The organism is Streptococcus sp. Marseille-Q3604 (assembly GCF_916619785.1).
Taxonomy (GTDB): domain Bacteria; phylum Bacillota; class Bacilli; order Lactobacillales; family Streptococcaceae; genus Streptococcus.
Map to the genome: position 1 here is coordinate 939679 of NZ_CAKAKM010000001.1, position 26898 is coordinate 966576.

Genomic DNA, 26898 nt, shown 5'->3' on the forward strand with positions numbered 1-26898 from the left:
TCCTAAAAATCACGCATCAATGAAAGAATTTCCTTGCGTTCTTCACGGTCTTCTTTATAAAGGCCCTTAGCGACAGTTGTGATTGTCTTACTTCCTGGTTTCTTAATGCCTCGCATGGTCATGCACATGTGCTCTGCTTCAACCATGACAAAAACTCCTCGAGGATTCAGAGCTTCTTCAAGTGCTGTAGCAACTTGATCTGTAAGACGTTCTTGCAACTGTGGACGACGAGCAGCTACTTCAACCGCACGCGCTAATTTGGAAAGTCCTGTCACCTTGTCTCCACTTGGCAAATAAGCCACATGGGCCTTACCATAAAATGGAACCAAATGGTGCTCACACATAGAGTAAAAAGGAATATCCTTGACAAGGACAACTTCGTCATGGACTTCTGAAAAGACAGCTGTAAATTGATCCTTAGGATCTTCATTTAGACCTGAAAACATTTCAGCATACATCTTAGCCACACGTTTTGGTGTGTCCAAAAGTCCCTCACGCTCAGGATTTTCACCGAGAGCTTCCAATAGTTGATAGACTGCTTGTTCTACTTTTTCTTGATTTGCCATAATTTCCTCCTGCAACGTTATAATACTATCTATTATACCTTATTTTGCTGGATTTTTCTTGCAAAAAATAAGATTTCCTAGCTACCTAAATCTCAAAAAAAGCGAAGACCACCTTTCATATAGAGGTTATCTTCGCTTATATTTTTTAGTCTTTCAAGTGGTAAGAATAAGATGAAACCACAATATTCTCACGCCATTTGAGATAATATTTCAATCGTAAACTCATTTGGTTGTGAAGCATGGTTTGCCATGATTTTTTAGGCACAAACTGAGGAATCATGACTGTCAAAGTCGCATTATCCTTCTCAGCTTGAGTGGCGACCTCGTCCACATACTGAATGGTCGACTGAGTGATTGAGCTGTACGGTGATTGGATATGAACCATCTCAATTTCAGGGAAATATTTTTTAAACTCTTGTTCAGTTTCCTTGTCCTTGTTCTCAGTATCCTTAGTAGATACATGCATGGCGATAACCTTGTCACCAATAGAACGTGCATAGGAAATAGCTCCGATATTAGCCTTGGTAACATTCCCAACGAGGATAAGAACAATATTTCCTTGATAATGGTGTTCTTCTACCGCTCCATCAATACGCAACTGTTGAGCAACACCATTATAGTGTTTTTTAATCTTAAGGAACATCCACATCAAGATTGCAATAATCGGGAAGAATGGCCAGATATCTCCTAAACGGAAAAGGAAGAGAATGAGAACGATAGCATAACAAATGAGGGCACCTAAGATATTTGCTAAAGAGTGTTTCCAGAATCCCTTACCATATTCACGAATCCAATGGACAACCATCCCCGTTTGAGAAAGAGCAAATGGAATAAATACACCGATGGTGTAAAGCGGAATCAACCGTTCCGTATTTCCTCGGAAAATAAACAAAAGGGTGATGGCACCGATAGCAAGCGTCAAGATACCATTTGAATAGCCCATACGTGCACCTTTTTCAAGGTACATATGAGGCATGTATTTATTTTTCGCCATATTAAAGGACAACATCGGAAAGGCTGAAAAACCGGTGTTAGCTGCTACTGCAAGAATCATGGCAGTAGAGAATTGGAAAACGTAAAATAGAATACTACCAATCCATGACTGACCAAGGATTTCCCTAGCCATTTGTGACAAGATCGTTACTCCTGCATGAGGTGTAATACCTGTCCACCAGTTGAGGAAAGTAATTCCCGCAAACATAGCCCCCAAAATGCTAGACATAATAAAGAGGGTTGAAGCTGCATTTTTGGCCTTAGGTTTCTTAAAGAAAGGCACCGCGTTAGAGATAGCTTCTACCCCTGTCAATGAGGCAGAACCTGAAGTAAAGGCCCTTAAAATAAGAATCAATGACACACCTGTAATTGGTTGTCCTAAATGTGCTGTGGCTGCGTATGGCATATGACCCGTTAAAATTTGAAAGAAACCAAATCCCAACAAGAAGAGCGTCGAAACAATGAAGAGATAAACTGGTATCATCAAAGATTTTGCCGATTCACGCATTCCCCTAAGGTTCATAACCATCAAAACAAGCACCAAAATCATTGATATTTCAAGATTGAAAGGATGCAGGAAAGGAAGGGCTGAAGTAATGGCATCTGCACCTGAGGCCACTGAAACAGCAACCGTCAACATGTAATCGACCAAAAGACTACCCCCAGCTATCAAGCCAAACTTAGGAGACAGATTTTCCGTCGTTACCATATAGGCGCCACCACCTTGAGGATAGGCTTTGATAACCTGTCTATAAGAAATGGTAAGACTGGCCAAAAGGACGAGAACCAAAAGCCCAATAGGGATTGACCACCAAATAGCCGCACTAGATACAGCTGTCAGAACCAAGACGACCTGCTCTGGACCATAGGCGATAGATGAAAGTGCATCACTCGACAACATGGCCAAGGCCTGAATCTTGGACAATAGGTGTCCATCACCACTATCATCATGAGTTAAAGGTTCACCGATTAAAATGTTTTTCAGACGTTGAAACATTGTGATCTCCTTACTTTTAAAACATACGAGGGCTATTATACGCCCCTAAATGTCATCTTTCAAGTCTTAACCATCACTTGCCTGCTCTAAAACCCATTTTCTGACCTGAGAAATGAAGTATAGAGATCCCGTAATCACATAAAGCTTCTTATGGTCAGTCGTCACATGTTCTTTAATCCATGTTTTGAAGTCTGGTACCTGCTTATAAGCTACTGGGTATTGATCTAATTTAACACTGTTTGGATAGTCAAAACTCGTTACAGTCAAGTCACCAACCGATTTTAGTTGGGCAAGCATGCCATCAATAGGCTTGGTATCAATCGCTGCAAAGAGAAGTTCAATCTCCTTATCTGCATATTCTGATTGCAACAAGTCAATCAAAACTTTAACACTCTCATTATTATGAGCACCATCAATCATGAGATTAGGTCTTAAAAATTCTGTTCGACCTCGCCAATTGGCATGAACCAGGGCATCCTTTATGAGTTCAGGCGTTACTTTAGGATAATCTTTTTGAAGCAATAAAGAAGCCATAATAGCTAAACTAGCATTTGCTACTTGATGTTGACCAGCCATGGCCAAGGCTATATCATCTAACCTTTGCTCCCCATAGGTAAAATCAAAGGAATGACTAGACCCTTCAGCTGTGAAATCTCTCCCCAATTCATAGGTCTTGGCCCCTTCTTCACGCGCCTTTTTCTCGAAAACATCTCTAACATCAGTACGGTCAGTCGCATAAATAAAAGGAGCCCCATTCTTCAAAACACCAACTTTTTCTGCTGCAATTTCAGCATGGGTATTTCCCAAAATAGCCTGATGGTCCAAACCAATCGAAGGGCAAAGAACTGCCAAAGGCTTAAATAGATTAGTCGAATCATGAAGGCCGCCCATTCCAGCTTCAATGAATGCGATATCAACAGGATGGACCTGACCAAAATAGAGGAACATCAGAACTGTGATAATTTCAAACTCTGTCGCATTTTCATGCTCTGTCTCTTTTGGTAGACGTTCAACCACAGGCTTCACACGACTAACCAAGTCAAGTAAGTCCTCTTCTGAAATCATCTGACCATTAAGAGAGATTCGTTCCTTGAAGTCAATAATATAGGGCGAGGTAAAGGTTCCAACTTCATAGCCTGCCTGGGTAAAAATTGTTTGTAGGGCATTGACTGTAGACCCTTTGCCGTTTGTTCCCACGATATGCACAGCCTTGAGATTATCTTGTGGATTTCCCAATTCTTTAAGCATCCAAGCCATACGCTCCAAGCCAGGCTTGATGCCAAATTTTAATTGTCCATGAATCCAATCCAATGCTTCCTGATAAGTCATAATTACTCCTTTTTTGGCTAATGCTTCAACTTAGTCATTAAACTGACCTTTAAACTAGATTCCTAGTTTTTCCTTGAGCTTAATGAGTTGACATTCTTATTATACCAAAGACTTCTAGTCTATAACCAAAATATGCAAAAAAGGCAACCCTAGGGTCACCTCTTAAGCTTTCTCTTTTTCGTCAATAACAAGACGAACTTTTTTACCTTGAGTAGGTACCGAATAGACAATCGCTCTTATCGCCGTAATAGTACGTCCTTTTTTCCCGATAACACGCCCAATATCGGCTGGGGCAAGATCAAGATGGTACTCCAAAAACTCAGGACCGTCAATAATTTTGATGGTCAACTGATCTGGTGAAGCAATTAAAGGTTTAACGATAGCGATAATAAGATTTTCAATGGTATCCATAGGCTAAAAAATTATTTTGAGAATTTTGATTCGTGGAATTTCTTCATAACGCCTTCTTTTGAAAGGATGTTACGAACTGTATCTGAAGGTTGTGCACCTTTAGACAACCACTCAAGAACACGTTCTTCTTTAAGTGTTACTTGGTTTTCTTCAACGAGTGGGTTGTAAGTACCAACTGTTTCGATGAAACGTCCATCACGTGGAGCACGTGAATCTGCAACGTTAATACGGTAGAAAGGTTTTTTCTTAGAACCCATACGAGTCAAACGGATTTTTACTGCCATTTTTAATATCTCTTTTCTTTAGTTTTTTATTATGGTGGGGGCACTTATCGCCCCTCGACCTTAACTAGTATACCATATCATTTTTATGTGTCAAGAAAAAAACTTGACAGACTTAAAATTTCTACAAAAAAAGTTAGAGTCAAACTCTAACTTCCTTTTCAACTATTCCTTAGTTGTAGTCTTATGATTTTTTTCATAAGCTACCTTTGCTTCAGCATATTCAGCTTCTAAACCCTTAGCCGCTGCTTTTGATACTTTCTCATAAGTATCACGACTGGTCAACTTGCCATCCTCGTTGTAGGTAGAAACAACCAAGGTATCTTTATTAACAGTATAAGACTTGGTGCGTTTCCCTTTACGGTAGAGTCGGTAGTTATCTACATTATCCGAAATATAGTAATCTACTAGATTCTTATCTGCATTTGGATAAAGTTGCGAGACAACTTTAGTCAACTCACGCTTAAATTCTGAAACTTCTTTAGTATAGGTAATAGATTTATTCCACTGATCAACAACTTGATATTCCTTCAAATAATCTGAAGCTGTAAAAGTAGGCTGATCCTCCTCACCTTCTTTATAGAAGTAAGAATGCGTTTGTAAATTATTAGAATGATCAACTTTAAGGAAAGAGACGTAAATTTCATCTTTGTCTTCATGTTCTTTCAGAGCATTGGTTAACTTACCAGAATTTTCGTCCAAGACCTTAGACGATTTTAATTCCCAAGTTCCCTCAATATTCCCCGAAGCATTACGCCAAAAACCGTATACACCACCGACAAGCAACATCAAAACAACAGCAACAAGACTAGAAATCAAGGCTCCTTTACCCCAATTTTTGGCCTTTTGCGATTTTTGATTAGCGTTTTGAATCGTTTCTAGAAGACGAACCTGACTTTCCAATCTCTTTTCTAGTTTGGCAACTGTCTGTTCTTCCTTAGATTTAGCTTTAGCAGCTAATTTTTCAGCCTTTTTCTTATCACGAGCAGCTTGACGAGCAAGCTTCTTAGCTGCTTTTTCTTCCTTATGATCAAGTTTTGTAAAATCCTCAGACAATCCAAGATGCTGTGCTTGGTTACTGAAAACTGGAATAGATTGATTAGGCTCACTCGAGGTATTAACAGAATGATTTCCATCTGGACGGGTTGGCGCATAACTTGCCAAGCGCTCCTTAGCCTCTGCGACGCGTTTGCGTTGTTCCTCTTCCTTTTGAATATCCTCAGCCTGACGGCCCGACTGAATGGTTCTTACTTGACCAACAGTCTCTTGAGATAGGGCCTTCCTCTTTTCTTGGGCCGCATTTGCCATAGCCTCTTGCGCGTTGTCACGCTCTTTCTGAGACTGGGCTAGTGCTCTGGCAGTTGCGGTTCCTTCTTCAAACTGTTGGTCAGCTGATGATTCTCCTTGATCAGCTACTTGGTGAGCCTCTGCACCTTCAGAGAGAACAAACTCTCCTCGTTCCAAGGCTTCTTTAAAGTCGATTGGTCTTGGTTTTCGGCCATTCACAGCCTCAAAGTACTCTAACCATTCGTCTTTCAACATAATAAATCCCCCTGAATTAAAAAACACATGATTAACTTCCCTATTTTACCATACTTTTTAACATAAAAATAGGGATTAACAAGAATTCTAAAAATTCTTATTAATCCCCCATTAATCATCTTTTGGTGTAATAGACAATAATTGGACAAAACGGTGTTGTGCTGATTCCGTTTCAAGCGTGACATTATCATATCTAAAGAGAATCTCTTCGATATTTGCCAAGCCCAATCCTCGACCTGTTCCTTTTGTTGAAAATCCTCTTTGTTTCAAAGGAGCCACATCAATAGAAGCTTCCTTAGTTGAATTCTCAACAACAATAACAGATTGATTTTCCATCTTAAAGATAGCGATAGATAATTTTGGTTCATCTGCTAATACAGTAGCTTCTATAGCATTATCACACAGAATAGATATGATTGTAATCAAGTCGAGTGGACGCATATCTGTGAAGAAGACGCCCTCTTCAACCTCAACATGACATTGAATACCTTTATCAAAAGCTTCGGCTACTTTAGATGATAACAGACTCTTAAGCGGCATGTTGGTCACACGAGTTAATTTTGCCAAATCAAACTTTTGCTGCTTCAAATCTGATGCCGAATCTTTCAAGACACTATCATAAATCATCTTGATTTGGTCGATGTCTTTCATCTGAATGGCTTCATTAAGCGAAATCATAACATTAGTATAGTCGTGACGGAAACTGCGTAACGTTTCGTAAAGACTTTCGACTTGTTCAGAATACTTCTCTAGGTCATCCAAGTGACGACGATTTTCTTTTCTTCGCTCATTTTCAAAGTACTCATCTGCGTATCTATTGACACTGTAAACAGCATAAAGAATCGCTATATAGCCAATCAAGGTTATAATATGGCCAGCATAATACAAATTAAAGAAACGCGAAGCCACAACTACGGAATAGTTCATAATCACATAAGCAATCAAAACAAAGTTAGTGAAAAACATAATCCGACCAAATTTGCGATCTCGCTCCAAGACCCTCAAGTATTTAAAATCAATATTAAGGAGTTTGGAAAGAGCGACAAATGTTGGAATAATTAAAAGATCAAAGAAAATGAAATAAAGATAGCTTTTGTTAAGGAAATCCGATGTGATACCAAATCCCGGCATCAAAAAGTAGGCATAACCATTAAAAATCAAAAGATAAAGAACAAGAGGATAGAAGGCATAAAATGCCAACATATTAGTGGTTCTTTCCTTGCCGTAGAAATAAGCATAGAAAAGAAGATAGAAGGGTGTCATAAAGGACAAACCGACATTATATGACATCCCCAGTATTCCCCCTATACATTCAACCAGGAACGCAATAGGAAGGATCATACGTGGTACCTTGACCAAGCTGGTCTTTTCGTAGATCCACTGTATGACAATGAAATGCAAAAGATATTCTAATGCAATTTGCAAATTGAGCATCATTTAATGGTTAGCCACCTCCTTCTAGTCATCTCTAAATATACAGCAAAAAGCCATAACACTATTCTATCACAATTCCTGATAATAGATGAGATAAAATTAAATCATTATCTCGAATTTCAGAAAACTTTCAATAATGATTAGAGAAGAAGGGGGAATCTAAGACCTAACGATTTTTCAAACGTTCCAAAAGTTCCTTTTTACGTGTCCGCGATAGGAGGCATGACTCGTTTTCCTCAAAGAAAACCATATTAGCTGTACGATCCACACTTGTCACATTATTCACATTGACAACAAAAGAGCGGTGTGTTTGGAAGAAAATATCATCCAATTTTGCTACTTCTGCAATTTTCCCATAGAATTCCACTAGGTTTGACTTGGTATGAGCGATTAACTTATGTGGCACAGGGGCTGTCTCAATGTATAAAATGTCATCATAAGGAATATTAACATCATTTTTATCCGTTTTAACAGTTAGACTCTGTGCCTTGGTTTCTTGCTCAACCTGTGAATAAGCAAAATCTAAAAGTTCTACTAAAGCTCTCTTAAGATCCACATCTTCCATGGATTTATCGACAAAGTCTAGAGCTTGAATCTTATAACGGAAGGTCAAGGGCATAAACTCCGAGTAAGCTGTAACAAAAGCAATTTGTGCTTTCAAGTCTTCCTTACGGATTTCAAGCCCAATATCTAGTCCCTGCTTAGTTTGATTTTTAAGGTCAATATCCAAAAGATAAACCATGGATTTACCCGAACCTCTATCAGCATCTAACAATTCCTGACCCTGTTCATAAAAAGTAATCCCATCAACAACGGCCTTCGACTCCTCAACTGCTTCGTCCAATAAACGACCAACACGATGACGCTGCAAGGCATCATCTTCAAGGACGATAATAGAAAGCATCTTATTTCCCTCTTTCTTTCTAATATACTTTAATATACCTATCTAATATTTTATCATAATTAATCGGATAATATTCCTTTTTTCACAGCATAAAGTCTTTTTATCTCACCTAATTTCATTTATAAAACAATTGTTATCCCATTGTCACTTTATATTCATTTTTAGGTGTTATCATGAGAGCTGTTTTTGTTTTAAATTAAAAAGGAGAAAGTTATGTTACATTCTTTTAAAACGCAAGGGACTAAGACAAAGACCTTGTTGACCCTTGCAACTGTCGGTATAATTAGTGCTTTTCTTGTAGGAAGTCCTCAGTATGCCTCTGCGGATCAAACCTATGTTTCAGATCCTAACCAGGCTCAAACATTTTCCGAACTTGAAACAGGTACAACTACAAATACCATCGCTCAAACAGGTGTTTCTACTGAAACACCTACTACTGTGACTACTATATCACATACCTCTGTGGATGATTTTCATACACATGAAAATGACTATGAACAAACTCCCACAAACACTCCAACTTTTGAGGAATTGAAACAAAATAGTCAAACAGCTAGCAGTACTGTCGACAGCCAGACTGGAATCAAAACCTATGAGACTAGAATTCCGACAAATACAGATAGCAATCATAAGGCTGTAGAAAACCAGTCTGAACCAAAGACCGAAACTGTCGCTCAAGCACAAACCTGGTCAAAAGATGGTGCCACATGGGTTTCAACAGAAATTAATAATGGTAATGTTCATAAGATTCTATCTACTTATATTCCAAAACCATTAACACCTTCTACAAAACCAACGACAACAGCTACACCAAAATCTAAACAATCAACTCCTGCTGTTAGTCAACCTAAAAAACCAGCCACAGTTGCTAACAAACCTACAACATCTACAACTCAACCTAAGAAACCAACGACTGTTGTAAACAAACCAGCGACTTCTACAACGACACAACCTAAGAAGCCAACAACGACTGTCACTAAACCGACAGCTCCTAAAGCCACTCCTATCCAACCTGCTAAACCAGTGGACCGAATTGCTCAAGTATGGCAAAAGAATAACGAACTCGTAAAAGAGAATTACGATACTCCTCACTGGTCAAGCAAGGAAGCGACAGTTTTCATCAATGCTAAAAATCCTGAAATCGTGAATGCCTACAAACAGGCTATCACTTCTTGGAATAACACTGGTGCCTTTAATTTCTTGCTCACTAACGATAAACAAAAAGCCAACATCATTGCTGATGAACGTTATGAAGGTAATGTGGCAGCTCCTCTTGGAGTTACCTACTCTACTTACTACCTCCCAACTAAGCAATATAGTAATGCTACTGTTTACTTGAACACCTTCCATGTTCAAAACAATTATTACCAAAAGAACGGTGGGAAACTCCTTAACACTGCGCAACACGAATTAGGACACTCAATTGGACTTGAACACAACAGTGCCGTTGCCTCTGTAATGGAACCTAAAGGTGGTAAGACAAGTATCCAACCTGTTGATATTAACAATGTTAAGAAACTCTATAGCAAGATTTAAGTTCTTACACCATCACTACAAATATAAGCAGACCTATCAGGTCCTGCTTTTTTTATACAAGTGAGATGACCATTCAAGACCAGAAAATGACTGTTCACGATTTTTTCTTACATATTTTAGAATTATGTAAAGTTTTCTTCATTTTTTTTGGTAAAATAGAAAATGTAAAGAGAGACCGGATGAGTTAGAAAACTCAACTTTGTTAGTTTTTGCTCATTATTCTCATAAGCAGAATAAAAATAGTCTAGGAACCCTTCTTAACATTTATACCTATCTTCCCCAAACACTTTTCCCCCATTCCTAGATTTCCAGATCTCTCCTAATAAAGAACGTCTAGCAACAGCAGCTAGGCGTTTTTTAGTGTAGTTAAAGGACATAGTCATCGATATTATCCCAGTAGATTTGTAAACACTCAGAAAAATTTTCACAAAATTACCATTCAGGACCAGAAAATGACTGTTCATGATTTTTTCTTACAAATTTAAAAAATATGTAAGTTTTCTCTGAATTTTTTTGGTACAATAGATAATGTAAAGAGAGACCTAATGAGTTATAGATAAGTATTCTATTATTTAAAACTTATTGTTCTCATAAACGTTTTCTAAATAGTCTAGGAACCCTTCTTAACATTTATACCTATCTTCCCCAAACACTTTTCCCCATTCCTAGATTATCAGATCTCTCACAAGAAAATCGTCTAGCTCACCCGGCTAGGCCTTTTTTCTTTTTCCATACTTTTGCTATAATAGAGTCATACCGTTTGAAAGGAACTCATAAAATGACTATAGATCAGCAACTTCTTTGCTACAAACGTTTACCAAACTGGACAGCTACAACACTGCCAGAAATGGTAACGCAAAAACACAATACTAAGGTGGGAACTTGGGCTAAATTGACCATTCTATCAGGATCTCTTCACTTCTACGAATTAGATGAAGAGGGGGAGGTTACTGCAGAGCACCTCTTTACCCCCGAGACAGAGATTCCTTTTGTTGAACCACAAGCTTGGCATCGCATCGCTGCTGCATCAGATGATTTGGAATGCTATCTTTCTTTTTACTGTAAACCTGAGGACTACATGGCTAAAAAGTATGATACTAAAGCCCACTCTGAGGTTCTTGAAGCAGTCCAATCTGGCCATATCAAACCTGGTCGCACCCTTGACCTAGGCTGTGGTCACGGTCGTAACGCTCTTTATTTGGCATCTCTTGGGCATGATGTTACAGCCGTTGATGTTAATAACGAAGCTACACAACGCATCCAAATGATTGCAGATGAGGAAAATTACAATGTTAGAGCTGGCTACTACGATATCAATGCTGCTGCTCTTCCTGAGTCTGAGACCTTTGATTTCATCCTCTCAACAGTCGTCTTTATGTTCCTTGATCCCGATCAAATTCCGTCTATTATCAAGAATATGCAAGAGCGTACTGTTGTCGGTGGTTACAACCTAATTGTTTGTGCCATGGACACTGAGGAGCACCCTTGTACCATGCCTTTCTCATTTACTTTTGAAGAAGGTGAGTTGAAAAACTACTATAGTGACTGGGAATTAGTCAAGTATAACGAAAATCTTGGTCACCTTCACCGTTTGGATGAATATGGCAATCCCATCGCCCTTCAATTTGCAACCATGTTAGCTAAGAAGGTTAAATAAGAGCGAATGGCTGTAAAAGAGTTGAGCACAGCTTGACTTATCTTCAAATTAAAAACTAGGATTCCAACTGGAATCCTAGTTTTTAATTGTTTACAATATCTGCATACCCTGATTTAAGGTCTGCATTTTCTGTTTCTTTGACATAATAGACACCTCCATTGGTAGTTGGTGAATAAAGCACAAAGGGAGTCCCATCTTTTTTAATCGTAAAGAAATAACGGTGAACAGATACATTTTCCCATCTCTCGTATACCGAAACAATGGTATACTCCGAATTGCTATTACCATTTGCAGCATAAGTAGCATCCACAGTCTGGTTATGGTCCGACATCCAACGGATAGGCAAGGAAGAGGCTTCATTGGTAATTTCTTTGTATCCTGGCTGATTCATCTGATTGCCCCAAGAAACCATCAAACTAGCAAGTCGACTAGCTTTGTCATTGGTCCAACGTGGATTTTCAGTATAGGCTTCCTTAGCATGGTTAGCATCAGGTGTATCAATACTTGCACTGCTAGATTCACTTGTCTTCGTATTTTCGGTCGATGACGTACTTGGCTTGGCACTAGCCTTATCTGTCGATGAGAATATCGAGCTAGCCACTGTGGCAGACGACCTAGTCTGTTTGACGTTCTTCATTGAACTAGAGACTAGAGTCAAGCCAATACCAACGACGATCGCAACTAGAGCCCCCAGAAGAATATAGATATAATTATAATTTTTCGAGATTCCAATAAGGCCAGACTGATAAGCTAATTGTAGTTCATCTGGTTTCGGCTTCCGCCCTTGAACTTGCTCAAAACGACTTATCCATTCTGCTTCTGACAGCTTTCGCATAATTTTCCTCTTCTCTTTATCAATTATCTTCCATCCTATCATAGAACAGTGATGATGACAATAGTAGAGAGAACTTGAGGTTTACCTTCAACCTATTATCCTTTATTTTCAAAATAACGACGAACAATCGGCGCCACTTCTTCACCATAAAGTTTAATAGCCTTTAGAACGTCTTCATGTGGCATAGAACCAATTGGGAGATGAAGCATGAAGCGATTTAGCTGTAAATCCTCAATAATACGAATGATTTTTTGAGCAACGTGAGCAGGGTCCCCAACGAACATGGCTCCGTTTGGTCCAACACTAGCATAGTACTGCTCTTTAGTCATTTCAGACCAGTGTGGGCGATCCTTAGCAATGTTATCCACTGTTTGTTTTGTTGGATAAAAATAATTCTCTATCGCTTGGAAATTATTTTCTTCAATCCACCCCCAAGAATGAGCAGCCACCTTAAGTTGTTCATCCGAATAACCATTTCGAGCACCGATTTCCTTATAAACCTCAACTAATTTTGCAAAGGCCTTTGGATTTCCTCCAATTGTAGCATAGGCAATTGGCAGTCCTTTTTCTGCAATTTGAATGGTCGACTCAATGTGACCACCTGTCGCTACCCATACCGGAAAATCATCTTGGACTGCTCGCGGATACACAGGGCGATTGTCAACAGATTGAGTATGCTTACCTTGCCAAGTTAAACTCGTTTGCTTTTTCACTTCCAGAAGCATGTCTAGTTTTTCATTGAAAAGTTCATCATAGTCTGAAAGATCATAGCCAAAAAGTGGGAAACTCTCAACAAAGGAGCCTCTACCCGCCATGATTTCTGCACGACCACTTGACAGAGCATCAATGGTTGCATACTGCTGATAGACGCGAACCGGGTCAATAGATGACAAAATGGTTACTGCACTAGATAAACGAATCTTCTTGGTATTCACAGCACCTGCTGCAAGAACAATTTCCGGTGCCGACACTGCAAAATCTTCACGGTGATGCTCTCCAATCGCATAAATATCTAGTCCAACTTGATCCGCCAATTCAATTTCTTCAACGAGCTCTCGAATACGTTGGTCATGAGAGATAGATTTTCCAGTCGATTCTAGGAGGGTTGTTTCTCCAAAAGTTGAAATGCCAAGTTCAATCGACATAAATCTTTCCTCCAGTAATTCTTTTATTTGTTATGAAAATACACTATAACTAGTTAGTGATAATTACAAATAAAAAAACCTAAGACTCTATTTTCCAAGAAAGACTAATAGGGTTAGGCAGAAAAGGAGAACTAAAGCACCCATGACCACTAGGAGACTAATCTTATAGCCTAGGGGATTTTTGGGATTTAAACTAGTTCCAAGGCCACACCTACGGAGGACAAATAAGGGTTCTGAGGGAGATTGCTTAAGGTTGTAGCCTAAGAGAGACCTAAAGTAAAATAAAAAGAAGACACTCATCCCCGGAAAAATAACAAGAGGAAGCACTAGCCCCTGTGACCACCAAATCATGATTGTAAGAAAGACTTGTATCAACAAGAGACCCCAAAACAAGTAATAAATGTACGATTGCTTTTTCATTAATATGTACCTCTCAATCTAAGATAAGTATACTCCTCCTAGCTTCCCTTATCAAGCCCATAACTCGCCTGACACCTTATTTTCTGCTACAATAGAAAGGAAAGATTCAAAAAAGGAAACTGTACACATGAAATTAATTTCTTGGAATATTGATTCCCTAAACGCCGCTCTTACTAGTGATTCTGCACGCGCTCAATTATCACGTGCTGTTATCGACACTTTAGTCGCCGAAAATGCAGATATCATTGCTATTCAAGAAACAAAACTGTCTGCCAAAGGTCCGACTAAAAAACATCTGCAAATCTTGGAAGACTATTTCCCTGACTATGACAATACTTGGCGTTCATCTGTTGAACCTGCCCGTAAAGGTTATGCTGGAACCATGTTCTTGTATAAAAAAGAACTGAATCCAGTCATTACCTATCCTGAAATCGGAGCACCTTCAACCATGGACTGTGAAGGGCGTATCATAACTCTCGAATTTGACAATTTCTTTGTGACACAGGTCTACACCCCAAATGCTGGTGATGGCCTCAAACGTCTGCTTGAACGTCAAATATGGGATGAAAAATATGCGGATTACCTAGCTGAATTGGACGCTCAGAAACCCGTTCTTGCGACTGGTGACTATAATGTTGCCCACAAGGAAATCGACTTGGCTAACCCTTCAAGTAATCGTCGTTCACCTGGTTTTACAGATGAAGAACGTGCTGGCTTCACTAACCTCCTTGCCAAAGGATTCACAGATACCTACCGTCACCTCAATGGCGACGTTACAGGAGCCTACACTTGGTGGGCTCAACGTAGCAAAACATCTAAAATCAACAATACAGGCTGGAGAATCGACTACTGGTTGACTTCAAATCGTATTGCCGGTAAGGTCACAAAGTCAGACATGATTGACTCTGGGGATCGCCAAGACCACACACCTATTGTCTTAGAGATTGATTTATAAAGTATCTCTAGACATAAATCACAAAAAGAGTAGACCTGCTACTCTTTTACTATGCCCAATAATTAAGGAGAAATATGAAAACAAAACTTAACACCACTCAAAAGCTCGTTCTGTCAGCTATAATGATGGCCCTTTATATCGCTATTCTCTTTGCTTCACAAGCCGTTTCCTTTGGTGCGGTTCAGATGCGTCTGGCCACTGCTTTATATGGATTAACTTATATCTTTCCATTTTTGGTATTCCCTATCAGCATAGCCAATGCTATTGGTAACTCTTTTGGCGGATTGGGATTGATTGACGTGGTTGGTGGTTTCTGTGCTAGCTTTTTAACAACTGGTAGCATCTACCTCATCCGTAAAGCTAAGTTATCTAGCTGGTTTATCATTCTTCCAATCCTACTCATTCCTGCCTTAGTGGTTCCAATCTGGCTTAGCGCCTTACTCAAACTTCCTTATTTTGCTCTCGTTATTAATCTCCTCCTAGGACAATTAGTGCCTGCGATTTTGGGAGCAGTCCTGGTACGAGAGCTAGCTAAACGTGGATATAAAGACTAACAAAAACAAAAATATCTCTGCAATGTGCAGAGATATTTTTTTAGTAATGATATGCTTTCTTGTAAGCTTCTCTTGGTGTCAGTTTATCACCAGAGATAAGCAAACGGTAGTCAACATTAGTAGGATCTTTCTGATACTCATCAACCCAATCTTGATTCATTTCGAGATAAAGATTATAAGTTCCCAACTCAGTCGAAACAGTACCTACCTTGTAAAAATCTTTATAACGCTTTTGGTTATCCGATTTTTTCAATTTTTCATATCGATAATAGGTTCTGGCAAAGTCAGTGAACTGGTATTCTTTCTTATCTTTTCCAGAACCAGTTGTGACTGCAATGGTGCCCTTGTTATTTGTTAAATGCAAATCATAATCATAGTCATTGTGACTATTCACTTGGAAGACACCTGAAGTGATATCACTGTCATCAGAGAATGTCTGAATATCAGCGAACTTAGCAGCCTGCCAAGAAGCAGGGATTCCTTCATACTCACCATCGCTTTGCAAGCCTAAAAGTGACCAATAATGACCAAGATAGAAGGTATTAGACTTATCACGATCTGTCACCAGTTCACCTACCATCTTAAGGTTTTCAGCACCTAGACGGTAAGGGTTAGAAAGGTAACCAAAGACTGGGAAGAAATAAATGATGACTGTAAAGGTCAAGAGAGTCTTCATATTAATCTTATTGATAGCCCAGAAGAAATAGGCAGCTGAGAACAATAGAGCGTAAGCAGCACCATAGCTAAACTTATGCGCATGGGCAATCAAAAGTAAAATGAAGAAAATAGGTTGGATAGGACGAACCTTATGATAGATGATAGAGAAAACGTCCTCCTTGTCTTCCTCAGATTTGAAAATCAAGGACAAGACAATAGTCAAGAGTACAAAGAAGGCGCCAAACCCGAAACCAACATCATTTGGACGGAAGAAGTAAGCCAAGATGGACATGTCCATTACCAATAGCCAGACAGATGCAAATTTGATCATGTTGTTACCAAATTTTGCAGCCGTTTGACTAGGTGCCTTTAAAGGTACCTCGAAAGCTTGTGCAAGTGCTCTTTCTTTGGCTTGGCGTTCAGCCTCTATTGCTGCTTTCATTTCCTTAGTACGGCGTTCCTTTTGGAACAAATGGGCAACCTTGGTCGGTTCATCTTCCCTTGACTTGGTAATACTCAAAAAGAGTAAATATTGCATGGCAAAGATGAGAGCTGTGTTCCCACCGTATTCTAGGAAGGAACCATTCCAAATACTAGAAACAACTGTAAAAACGATATAACCTCCAATTGAGATTAAAATCGTCAAGAGCAAATGAATCCAACGATAGCGGTAAGTGTATTTATCAGTTGTATCTCGTCTCAAAAACGTGTCACGTGGGTAAAGATACCAGATAACGAAGATAAGTTCAATGGCCTGAACTGCTGTTAGAAAACCAACGTAGTTGAAGCCAAAAACGGCTGCTACCACATTGATGAGATAGGAAATAATGGCCAAAACTCGCAGACTGGTGCGCTTAGACAAGAGTCCAATACTCATCAGGGTGATAGTTGAGAAGGCAGAAAAACCAGCGCCCATCTTATTATCAAAGATAAACACATTGACAAAGGCAAAAATCAAGATTCCTAGAAGAGTTAAGACTTGTTTTTGCATTTCTTTTTTCTTTTCTTTCATATTTTCCCTCCTTATGAAAATGATAACGCTTCCGTATTCCTATTTTAACACAATTATACTATTTTTGTCAGATTTGAAAAGACATTCGGATAATCGAATGCCTTTTTTATTAATTATCCATTGCTTCAATCTTAAGGAAAACAAAATCTCCATCAAAGCGTTGAATATACTTTTGAAAGCCTAATAAACTAAAGGTTTCAATCTCATAACGGACCTGATCAACACCATCACTAGTGCTTTCCTCTAGCAATTTTAGTTTTGGGATATCGGATTCCAAGACATCACGGTAAAGTCCTTTATACTCAAAGATAATTCGAGCCCACTCGTTCCCAGAAAGCATTGAGAAAGCTTGGTAGCGCACTTGCTCATCTGTAATAAGACGGGCTTCTTGTTCTGGACTTAACGTGAAAGCCAAATCATTTTCAGATTTGTGAATGGTTTGGAAACGATCAACACGGAAATAACGGATTTCAGAGAACTGATAATCACAAGTAAAGTTATCATCCAGTTTGTAAGAAATACAGTAGAAATAATGGTTATCAAAAATGACTGAAATTGGAAAAACCTTATATTCCTCCACTTTTTCTCCTGGCTTACGGTAACTAAAAGACAAAGGACGTTGGTCCACAATGGCATCGAAAATGGCTGAAATAGCTGGTAAGAGTGACTTATCTTGATCCTGATAAATCTTAAGTTCTTGATAACTATCTAGTTCTAGCTCAGTCAATCGCTTGATACGTCTGCGCTCCTTGTCGTCTACAGCCCTCTCAACAAAGATGTTGATAATTTCTGCTACTTCATCCTTTCGAAGGGCACGACTCTCTAAAAGAATCTTAGATAGGATAACTGCCTGATTGTATTTAAGGTTACCATAGCCCTGTTCATACTGGGCATGATAGGAACCGTATTTTCTGGAATACTTAACCTTCATATTTGGACGTAACTCAGTCAAATTTTCCTTGAGTTCACTCACGTCCTCTTTAAGTGTACGCTCACTTATGCCAAAGCGAGCTAGGTAGTCCGTTTTTGAAATGTCATTTCCCTTTTCCAATTCGGACATAAAATACAAGAGACGTTTGGTTTTTGATGCTGTCATTATAAAATCCCCCTTTATAATCAAACCTCTTATTACTAAAAAATTGCTGTTTAGTTATTCATTATCATAGATAGTCATCCCTAGTAGCGACGAGCCACAGAATTATAGCTCAAATAATAGTCCTTTTTCTTTTCGTTATACTCAAAAGATAGTCTTAACAATTGTGCTTTCTCAATAAGACTATACTGATCAGTGTAATCAAGATCAACTGACTTATGTATGATTCCTGATGAATGGACATTGATACTTCTCCAGGCCCTTTTTGCCTGAGAATGTTCCCTCACTACCTCAGACAAGGATGTTACTGGACCTAGATAGTCTTGGTCTTTAGTACGTAAGCTATTTATCTGCTCTTCCGTCCAATTACTGCTATAATTATCAACCTCAGTGACGCCATCAAGGGGATAAAGTCGCTATTCCACCATCATAGACAAAGCGTCCCTTTTCGTCATTCACAAAAGAGAGATCACTATACTCATTGCCATCTCCACGGTCATATCTCACCTTGAGACCACTAGACTCCATCTCGACATAATTGCCCTTACCATGACTTTTAATAATCGAACGTAAGGTATCAGCCTTGGGTTTCAGATTTTCAAAATCTTCTTCCGTCCAGTTATAAATCGCAGACTCATCTGCGTAGTCTTTGGGATCATCGCTATAAGGTTTATCCTCATCAAGATCTGACTGAGACACCTGCTGAATTATCCTATATTTCTTCTTAGCTTCTCGATAGACAGAACCACCTAAAGTGGCAAAGAAGGATAGTCCAATCAAGCCAACCACGATTGCGGTGAAGAGAAATCTACCTAGCTTCTGTCCCATTCTAAAGAGAATGATAGCAAGGACAAAACATGCCACAATTACAGCCAGATACACAATTATCGGCTTATACTTCCAAGATAAGAAGACCGATTCCCAGCTCACACTTAAGAGTATCAGTGGTAGAACAAGAGTCAAAAAGAAATGCCGCTTCTCAGCTTTTTCCTCCTGAAAAGCAGATTCAAACTCTGGCCCTTTATTACTAAAAGCCGACTCAAAAGCCTGATCACCATTCTTTAGATGATCATCACTTAAATAATGTTTACTCTCTTTATTAAACCTCTACTCCTCTAAATATTCTATATAACAATTTCCCAGTTTTTTCTATTGTAACAAATGAAAGCGTCATTTTCTACAAATATACTAAAAAAGCAACCTATCTTAGGTTGCTTAAAGGTTTAACATTAGTCATTCTCAATCTTTTCAGCTTCTGTACTGAATTTTTGTGCAATGGCTTCAAGAGCTAATTCGTCTGTATCTGGAAGAGTGATGGCATCATCAGAAATCTCATCAATATTTGCATAAAATTCAATATGATTCTTCAGATTTTGGAGATGAATTGGTGCATCACCACCGTATTCGCCATCAAGGTTAATCATCATACGATCATCACTTAGAGGCTCAATATACAGCGAGCTCGTTTTGATATAGGAAATTCTCTTGTCATAGATGTGTTTACCACCTTGGAGAATTTGACGAATGAGGTCAACCAATTCAAAGAGGTTAGCTGTCTTAACCATGATTAGAGTAAATTTACCATCATCCAGTTTAGCATCTGGGGCAATCGTTTCAAAGCCACCAACTGAATTGGTCAAGGCAACGAAAATCATGGAAAGACCACCTTCAAAGACACCCTCATCATGCGTAATACGAACAGGAACCTTCTTAACTTGTGGTAGCAACTCTGCCCCCTTAACAAGGTAGGCCAAATAACCAAGTACTGTCTTTAAGCGACTAGGTACACTATAGGTTAGTTCCGTAAAGGAACCAGCAGCCGCAATATTGATGAAGTATTTGTCATCATAGGCACGGCCAATATCCATCTGAAGGGTCTGATTTTTAGCGATAACCTTGGCTGCTTCAACAGGATTTCCTCTTGGAATCTTCAAGGCGCGTGCAAAGTCATTTGTCGTTCCCGTTGGAATAACCGCCATTTGTGGGCGTTTTTTAAGCGGGGCAACCCCAGAAACAACCTCATTGATTGTACCATCGCCACCAGCAGCAATAACTAAGTCAAAGCCTGCTTTGGCCGCACGAGTGGCCTCATTTTTTGCTGAGTTCTCATCTGGTGTTGTTTGAAAGGCTGACGCTTCAAAGCCAGCACCTTCCAGAATATCCAAGACCTCGGCAACATTTTTTTTCATAATTTCTTGTCCAGATGTTGGATTATAAATTAAGCGGGCACGTTTTTGTTTCATATTGAACTCCTATAAATCCAGCAACCAAGCCTCATCTTTTACTTCAATTCCTAGGCTTTGTGCTTTTTCCAACTTACTTCCGGCATCACTACCAGCAACTACTAAATCTGTTTTCTTAGAGACAGAACCTGTCACCTTAGCACCCAGAGCTTCTAGTTTTGCCTTTGCTTCACTACGTTTAAGGTGCTCCAATTTTCCTGTCAAAACAACTGTCTTACCAGATAAGATAGCATCATCTGCCACCTTTTGTCCAAGATAGGACAAATTAACGCCATAGGATTCCAGTTCTTTCATAAGAACTTGGGCCTCCTCCTTAGCAAAATAGCGCTGGATGGACTTGGCAATAACCTCTCCTAAACCATCTACAGTAGCAATAGCCTCGACATCTGCACTGGCTAACTCTTGTATACTGCCAAAAGCTTCTAGCAACTGCTTACTAACTTTGGCGCCAACATGACGAATACCCAAGCCATAGAGCAATTTCTCTGCAGAATTTTCTTTTGATGCTTGAATGGCTGCGTAAAGTTTTTCAGCCGACTTTTCCTTGAAACCTTCCAATTGAAGGAAATCCTGACTGTTCAAGCCATAGATATCAGCCACATCTTTAACCAATTCAGCTTTAAAGAGCTTTTCAACCACTGAAGGTCCCATACCTGCGATGTTCATGGCATCTCGAGAGGCAAAATGAATCAGGCCTTCCTTGATCTGAGCAGGGCAAGAAGGATTGATACAACGTAGGGCAACTTCATCTTCAAAATGTAAAAGACCACTGCCACAAGATGGACATTGAGTCGGTACTTCCATCGGCTCCTGTGTCGTACGCTTACTCTCTACTACACGAAGTACAGCAGGGATAATATCACCAGCTTTGTAGACAATTACGGTATCACCGATACGAATGTCTTTTTCGGCAATGTAATCTACATTATGAAGGGTGGCTCGACTAACCGTTGTCCCCGCTAATTGCACTGGAGTCAAATTAGCAGTCGGCGTTACTACACCCGTACGACCTACCTGCCAGTCAACTGAGAGAAGCTCTGCTTCCTTTTCCTCAGCCGGGAATTTATAAGCAATGGCCCAACGTGGCGCCTTAACTGTAAAACCGAGTTCTTCTTGCATAGCCAAACTATTGACTTTGATGACAACACCATCAATGTCATAGGCCAAGTGATCACGATCTTCTCCAACAGCTTGAATAAAGTCCCAAATCTCAGCCATCGATGATGTGACAATGCGTCGTGGATTAACAGAGAAACCGAGTTCTGCCACTTCATTTAAGACATCATTTTGTGTTAGACGCTCCGTTGGACTAGCTTCCTGATAAAGGAAAGTCGCCAAACGACGCTCTGCAACCACTTTGGTATCTAATTGACGAAGAGTTCCTGCTGCAGCATTACGTGGATTGGCAAATTCGGCCTCACCATTTTCCTGGCGTTGGATGTTGATGCGTTCAAACTCAGCCCGTGGCAGGTAACACTCCCCACGCACCGTAATATTAAGAGGTTGGTCCAACTTCAGAGGAATATCTGAGATCCGCTTGACATTTTCAGTGATATTCTCACCTACAGAACCATCACCACGTGTCGCACCTACCTGAAGAATACCATCCACATAGGTCAACGAGATAGAAAGCCCATCGATTTTGAGTTCAGCCATATAATCAGCATTAGGAAATTCGTCCTTAACCCTCTTATCAAAGGCATCTAGCTCTTCTCGTGAAAAAGCATCCTGCAAACTATAAAGCGGATACTCATGTTGATATTTTTCAAAACCATCAAGTACCAGCCCTCCCACACGATGTGTTGGACTATCTGCTTGGACAAGTTCTGGATGTTCAGCCTCCAAAGCTACAAGCTCACGATAAAGCTTATCATACTCGGCATCTGACACTGATGGATTATCTTCCGTATAATACTCTTTTGCATACTGGTTAAGTTTAACAACCAGCTCTTTCATTCGTTTTTCCATAGGAACATTTTAACATAAAAGCAGAAAAAAACGCCTTTACAGACGTTAATTTAGGAAACAAAATCAATAACTTTGGCCAATTTCTTAATAAGAATTGCACCAACTAAGAGAGAAGCCAATTCTCCCATAGCAACAGTGAACCAAGTTGCCCAAAATGGTGCCTGAGTAACCAAGGTCAACTCAGCCGCAATTGTCACCATGAAGAATGAGAAGTAAAAGGCAAAGTAAACATGAGCCTTGTCAAAAAGTCCACCTAAAATATCTTGGTTCTTAAATCGGTCGAAGAAATAAACACCTGAACCGACAAAGACCAGTGTCGAGAGACTTCCGACAACCACATCAATCATGTTAAAGCTAAAGAAATTAGCAATCACACAGCCCAAAGTCACGGCAATGATATACTTGCGATTATAAAATCCTAACAGATTGAACATTTCTGCAATTCGGAACTGGTAGGGACCATACGAAATTAAGTTAAAAGGTGGCACAACAGTCAAGACTACATAAAGAGCTGCCACAATAGCAATATGTGTTAAATCACGAACAGTTTGTTTTTTCATTTTTCCTCCATAATCATTATCTTTTTATTATCTACAAAGGATAATATTCCCGTCAAAAGAGCCTGGATCTCACCAAGCTCTCTTTATCATCTAGGAATCATCCTCATCTTTTTTGTGTTTTTTGCTGTCACTACCATCTCCAGAAAAGCTCTGAATAATAGTAATCACATCTCCTCTTCTACTTTTCAGTTCACCTTGTCTAAGCTCTTGGTAGGTCGCATTAAAGACGGCCCCCAAAATCAAAATCCTGGCCAAGAAGATGAACCAAAGCATGAAGACGAAAATCATAATGGATCCAAATAACTTGATATCAACTAATCGACTCAAGGTACGAATCACATAAGTTCCAAACAAGTTGCTTAAATAGCCAATCACCAAAGTCGTAAAGATAGTCCCTGGCATAACAAAGCGGATTTTTCGAATCTTCACATTCGGAAGCACAAAATAAAGCACCATCATTCCCAGAAAGACAACTGCAATACTCAGAGGCTGGATACTATTTAAAATAAGCTGAGTCATCTTGGAACCAATAGGATAGGTCTGTGTAATAACTCTAAGGACCGACTGAATAATCGTAGACAACATTAGTGCAAAGGTGAGCAGGAACAAGATGACCAGACTCATGAAACCACCAACAATGTGACTAATAAAGACATCACGGTGTTCTGAAGCACCATATACCTTGTTAATCGCCTTTTGAAGCGAAGACAAGGACTTAATCATTGTCCAGAATCCCGTCAAAGAGGCAACTCCCAACAACTGTCCAGAAGGTGTCGAGAAGATATCCTGAACAACGTTGGCTGCAGGTGCATAAAACTGCTTAGGAAGGTGCTCATTCATAAACTTCAAGAGATCAGTCGTATCAATATTCAGATAGGGAAAGACATTTGCCGCAATGACAATAAGCGGAAAAACCGTCAAAATGAGGTAGTAAGCCACTGCGATAGTTGAAATATCTATCTCTGCACTACGATAATGCATAAGATAAACCTGCAAAGGGCGCCATTGGAGTTTATCCAATAGACGGGCCATTAAGCCTTGTCGTTTCATATTAGTAAGTTCTTTCTTCGCCTTGAGAAGTCAAAATTACTGGACCATCCTTAGTAATAACAAATTGGTGCTCATATTGACAAGAAAGTCCACCGTCAAGAGTTTTGTGAGCCCAACCCGTTTCAAGGTCAGTATCGATTTCCCATGTACCAGTGTTAATCATTGGCTCGATAGTCAAAACCATTCCTTCTTTGAGACGGAGACCTCGTCCAGCCACCCCATAGTTTGGCACCATTGGTTCTTCGTGCATTGTTGGCCCAACTCCGTGTCCAACCAAATCACGAACAACACCGTAACCACGACTTTCAGCGTATTCTTGGATAGCTGCACCGATATCACCGATACGGTTACCGACTACCGCTTGTTCAATGCCAAGGTACATAGCCTCACGTGTTACTTCCATAAGTTTTTTAACTTCGTCAGATGGCGTTCCAATCGCATAAGCCCAACATGAGTCAGCCAAACCGCCAGAATATGATTCCGTGTATTTTTTAACCTGAGCAACATTGTCAAAATCCAATTTTGACACATCAAGGACCGACTTATCGATAGGTTCTGACAAGACCATATCAACCTTCAAGAGGTCACCATCTTTCAAAATATAGTGACGTGGAAAGGCATGTGCCACTTCGTCATTAAGGCCACAGCATGTCGCATAAGGGTAATCCATAATGCTTCCCTCAACCCCAATCTGAAGGGGAAGAACATTCTCTTCTTTACAACGACGACGCACATACTCTTCCACTTCCCACATGTCTACTCCTGGTTTCAAGAGGTCACGTAGACCAATGTGAATGCTAGCAAGAAAATCCCCTGCCCTATCCATTGCTTCAATTTCACGTGCTGATTTTAAAGTAATCATTGTTTTCTCCGTTTTCTTTATATCTTTTATTTTTGTTACTAAGTTTTCTTAACCACAACGACTGATTTGCAGACGGTATGATTTCCGTGAGTAACCATAAGGTCCAGATGGGCTCTACGTCTGGTTTCAGCAATAATACTTGGTGTAATCGTCACCTTGTCATCGATCTGAGCTGCCTGAAGAAAGTAAAACATCATTTCTTCAATCACAAGACCATTTTGTTCCTGCTTTTCCATGATACGATAGACAACCTCTTTAACCATCTCTGCAAGAACACCTTGAGTGAGGTTTCCAGAATTGTCAATCATAGTGGGCTCGACCTCAAAGCTGAAAGCATGCTTGTCCTGGTTTAGGTTAGCTATCATTTGATCGCTAAAGGTGTGCAAGTTGCCACGATTATTGTCCTGAAGTTCTTCCAAAACCTGACGACGGGTGATAACACCTAGATAGTGTTTTTCTTCATCCACAACAGGAATGATATCAAAGTCCTCAAAAATCATCTTTTGGGCCACAGTTGCCAGACTAGTCTCAAGTCGTGTCACCGTCGGCTTGGTCATTATTGCCTTGAGCATGGTCGTCGGTTGCTGATTAGACACATCTCGCATGGTCACAATCCCAATCACTTTTTCAGACTCAGACAGAATAGGAAAACGCACCAAGTTCGTCCGTTTCACCAAATTCTGAAAATCCCTGACTGTCATTTCTGGAGTCATGTAGTTGTAGTTTTCTCGTCTGGTATAGACTTGGGCTACAGTCTTGATGTCTGTTTTGATACGGACATTCGAAAGTGCCTGGTTAATCATGGTTGCCACGGTAAAAGTATCGTAAGTTGTTACCATGACTGGAAATTGCTTCAAACGTGAAAGCTCTTTAACCCTATCGGAAACCCGAAAGCCACCCGTCACTAGAATAGCATTATTGTGTTCTAGGGCAAGCAATTGAATATCCTCACGGTCCCCAACAATAAGAAGATCTCCTTTGGTTAGATAACGGGTGATATTCTCAATAGTCATGGCTCCGATATAGAACTTACTGAAGACACGTTCCAGACCTTCGTGACCAGAGATAACCTCAGACTCTGTAATCTCCGCAATCTCCGCAAAGGTCAGCTTATCAAGGCGAACCTGGACTTTCTTTTCAATTCGAACTGTCCCACTCCGAGGACGTGTCTCAACCAACCCTCGATTTTCAGCTTCTTTGATTGCTCGATAGGCAGTTCCATCAGAAACCTGTAAGTGATTCGAAATACTACGCACACTAACACGCTTACCGATAGGTAAGGCCTCTAGATAATCTAGAATTTCTTGATGTTTACTCACAGTTCTCCTCCTTCTCAAAGCGGAGATAATCACGCATGGTACGGGTGTATCGGTCTGCTCCCTTAAAATGGGACACAAGTTTAAAGCCAGACTTCTCTGCTACACGAGTCGATGCCTTATTTTCCAAGTGGGCAATAAGAATAATACGATCCATTCCCATAGCTGTCAAAGCCAAATTTGACAGACAAGTAACTGCCTCTGTCATTAAGCCTCTACCCCAGTATGAGGCATTCAAAAAATAGCCAAGCTCTGCAGTCCGTTTCTGGACATCTATCTTTTCAAAACGAACGACGCCAATCATCTTTTCTAACTCTTTATCTACAATAGCCCATACACCTAGAGGCTCCTTCATGAAGTAATGAACCAAAAGGCAATCCGTTTCATGCTGTGTTTGAGTGGCAGGAAAGAAAAATTGTAGATTCTTAGGATTTGATACAATTTCGTGTAAATCAAAACGATCCAAAAAGATGAGTGGTCTAAAAGAAAGGCGCTCCGACTCAAAGAAGGCAAAAGCACCCAGACTAGTCCAAATATCCATGATAGTATTATAACACAGTTTTAGAAATGGAAAAAGG

The 26898-nt window shown here is 39.8% G+C and carries 24 protein-coding genes; 4 read left to right on the top strand and 20 right to left on the bottom strand.

The genetic code is table 11. The features are described from left to right. Nucleotides 1-2 precede the first annotated feature (2 nt). From folE to LG375_RS03970, 8 genes are all read right to left on the bottom strand, one after another. Nucleotides 3-566, bottom strand: coding sequence for a GTP cyclohydrolase I FolE (gene folE, locus LG375_RS03935; protein ID WP_002884345.1), 564 nt, complete (start codon nt 564-566; stop codon nt 3-5). A 145-nt stretch (nt 567-711) separates the two neighbouring features. Continuing rightward, on the bottom strand, nt 712-2556 hold the full coding sequence (locus LG375_RS03940) for an APC family permease (RefSeq protein ID WP_104021272.1): 1845 nt from the start codon (nt 2554-2556) through the stop codon (nt 712-714). Between the two features lie 66 nt (nt 2557-2622). Continuing rightward, nucleotides 2623-3885, bottom strand: coding sequence for a bifunctional folylpolyglutamate synthase/dihydrofolate synthase (locus LG375_RS03945; RefSeq protein WP_104021273.1), 1263 nt, complete (start codon nt 3883-3885; stop codon nt 2623-2625). 162 nt (nt 3886-4047) lie between these two features. After that, a complete protein-coding gene (locus tag LG375_RS03950; protein WP_002884680.1) occupies nt 4048-4296 on the bottom strand; it encodes a KH domain-containing protein in 249 nt (82 codons plus the stop codon). Between the two features lie 11 nt (nt 4297-4307). After that, nucleotides 4308-4580, bottom strand: a complete 273-nt coding sequence (gene rpsP / locus LG375_RS03955) for a 30S ribosomal protein S16 (protein ID WP_002884675.1) — start codon at nt 4578-4580, stop codon at nt 4308-4310. A gap of 162 nt (nt 4581-4742) precedes the next feature. Then, a complete protein-coding gene (locus LG375_RS03960; protein ID WP_225745342.1) occupies nt 4743-6119 on the bottom strand; it encodes a hypothetical protein in 1377 nt (458 codons plus the stop codon). A gap of 111 nt (nt 6120-6230) precedes the next feature. Beyond that, on the bottom strand, nt 6231-7409 hold the full coding sequence (locus LG375_RS03965) for a sensor histidine kinase (protein WP_104021436.1): 1179 nt from the start codon (nt 7407-7409) through the stop codon (nt 6231-6233). A 310-nt stretch (nt 7410-7719) separates the two neighbouring features. Then, a complete protein-coding gene (locus LG375_RS03970) occupies nt 7720-8457 on the bottom strand; it encodes a LytR/AlgR family response regulator transcription factor (RefSeq protein ID WP_021143758.1) in 738 nt (245 codons plus the stop codon). A 213-nt stretch (nt 8458-8670) separates the two neighbouring features. Between LG375_RS03970 and LG375_RS03975 the strand changes: the two genes are divergently transcribed. Continuing rightward, entirely contained in the window at nt 8671-9993 is a 1323-nt protein-coding gene (locus LG375_RS03975) for a matrixin family metalloprotease (RefSeq protein ID WP_060972227.1), read from the top strand. Between the two features lie 778 nt (nt 9994-10771). Further along, nucleotides 10772-11650, top strand: a complete 879-nt coding sequence (gene tehB / locus LG375_RS03980) for an SAM-dependent methyltransferase TehB (RefSeq protein WP_070656418.1) — start codon at nt 10772-10774, stop codon at nt 11648-11650. Between the two features lie 82 nt (nt 11651-11732). Here tehB and LG375_RS03985 read toward each other — a convergent pair whose 3' ends face one another. Together LG375_RS03985 and LG375_RS03990 are read right to left on the bottom strand one after the other, a co-directional pair. Further along, nucleotides 11733-12485, bottom strand: coding sequence for a DUF4767 domain-containing protein (locus tag LG375_RS03985; protein ID WP_070655528.1), 753 nt, complete (start codon nt 12483-12485; stop codon nt 11733-11735). Between the two features lie 95 nt (nt 12486-12580). Continuing rightward, on the bottom strand, nt 12581-13630 hold the full coding sequence (locus LG375_RS03990) for an LLM class flavin-dependent oxidoreductase (RefSeq protein WP_175061937.1): 1050 nt from the start codon (nt 13628-13630) through the stop codon (nt 12581-12583). A gap of 547 nt (nt 13631-14177) precedes the next feature. Between LG375_RS03990 and LG375_RS03995 the strand changes: the two genes are divergently transcribed. Both LG375_RS03995 and LG375_RS04000 read left to right on the top strand, forming a co-directional pair. Beyond that, complete coding sequence (locus LG375_RS03995; protein WP_225745343.1) at nt 14178-15005, top strand: exodeoxyribonuclease III; 828 nt, start codon at nt 14178-14180, stop codon at nt 15003-15005. A 74-nt stretch (nt 15006-15079) separates the two neighbouring features. After that, the gene (locus LG375_RS04000) at nt 15080-15559 is read left to right on the top strand and encodes a QueT transporter family protein (protein ID WP_107372280.1); all 480 of its coding nucleotides are present in this window, start codon (nt 15080-15082) and stop codon (nt 15557-15559) included. A gap of 40 nt (nt 15560-15599) precedes the next feature. Here LG375_RS04000 and LG375_RS04005 read toward each other — a convergent pair whose 3' ends face one another. The 10 genes from LG375_RS04005 to LG375_RS04050 form a co-directional block, all read right to left on the bottom strand. After that, on the bottom strand, nt 15600-17228 hold the full coding sequence (locus LG375_RS04005) for a hypothetical protein (RefSeq protein ID WP_107372281.1): 1629 nt from the start codon (nt 17226-17228) through the stop codon (nt 15600-15602). Between the two features lie 109 nt (nt 17229-17337). Continuing rightward, entirely contained in the window at nt 17338-18324 is a 987-nt protein-coding gene (locus LG375_RS04010; protein WP_225745344.1) for a helix-turn-helix transcriptional regulator, read from the bottom strand. A gap of 396 nt (nt 18325-18720) precedes the next feature. Further along, nucleotides 18721-19251: an energy-coupling factor transporter transmembrane protein EcfT gene (locus LG375_RS04015; RefSeq protein ID WP_225745345.1), complete on the bottom strand. Its 531-nt coding sequence runs from the start codon at nt 19249-19251 to the stop codon at nt 18721-18723. A gap of 299 nt (nt 19252-19550) precedes the next feature. Continuing rightward, the gene (locus LG375_RS04020) at nt 19551-20564 is read right to left on the bottom strand and encodes a diacylglycerol kinase (protein ID WP_037602836.1); all 1014 of its coding nucleotides are present in this window, start codon (nt 20562-20564) and stop codon (nt 19551-19553) included. 9 nt (nt 20565-20573) lie between these two features. Continuing rightward, nucleotides 20574-22532: an NAD-dependent DNA ligase LigA gene (ligA, locus tag LG375_RS04025; protein ID WP_225745346.1), complete on the bottom strand. Its 1959-nt coding sequence runs from the start codon at nt 22530-22532 to the stop codon at nt 20574-20576. 50 nt (nt 22533-22582) lie between these two features. After that, on the bottom strand, nt 22583-23092 hold the full coding sequence (locus LG375_RS04030; RefSeq protein WP_004183169.1) for a QueT transporter family protein: 510 nt from the start codon (nt 23090-23092) through the stop codon (nt 22583-22585). 90 nt (nt 23093-23182) lie between these two features. Continuing rightward, on the bottom strand, nt 23183-24142 hold the full coding sequence (locus tag LG375_RS04035) for a YihY/virulence factor BrkB family protein (RefSeq protein WP_225745347.1): 960 nt from the start codon (nt 24140-24142) through the stop codon (nt 23183-23185). Nucleotide 24143: 1 nt separating this feature from the next. Next, nucleotides 24144-25004, bottom strand: coding sequence for a methionyl aminopeptidase (locus tag LG375_RS04040; RefSeq protein WP_004183173.1), 861 nt, complete (start codon nt 25002-25004; stop codon nt 24144-24146). 38 nt (nt 25005-25042) lie between these two features. Continuing rightward, nucleotides 25043-26323, bottom strand: coding sequence for a CBS-HotDog domain-containing transcription factor SpxR (gene spxR / locus LG375_RS04045; protein ID WP_201041711.1), 1281 nt, complete (start codon nt 26321-26323; stop codon nt 25043-25045). Continuing rightward, nucleotides 26316-26861: a GNAT family N-acetyltransferase gene (locus tag LG375_RS04050; RefSeq protein WP_060972603.1), complete on the bottom strand. Its 546-nt coding sequence runs from the start codon at nt 26859-26861 to the stop codon at nt 26316-26318. The genes spxR and LG375_RS04050 overlap by 8 nt, the downstream gene beginning before the upstream one ends. Nucleotides 26862-26898 lie beyond the last annotated feature (37 nt).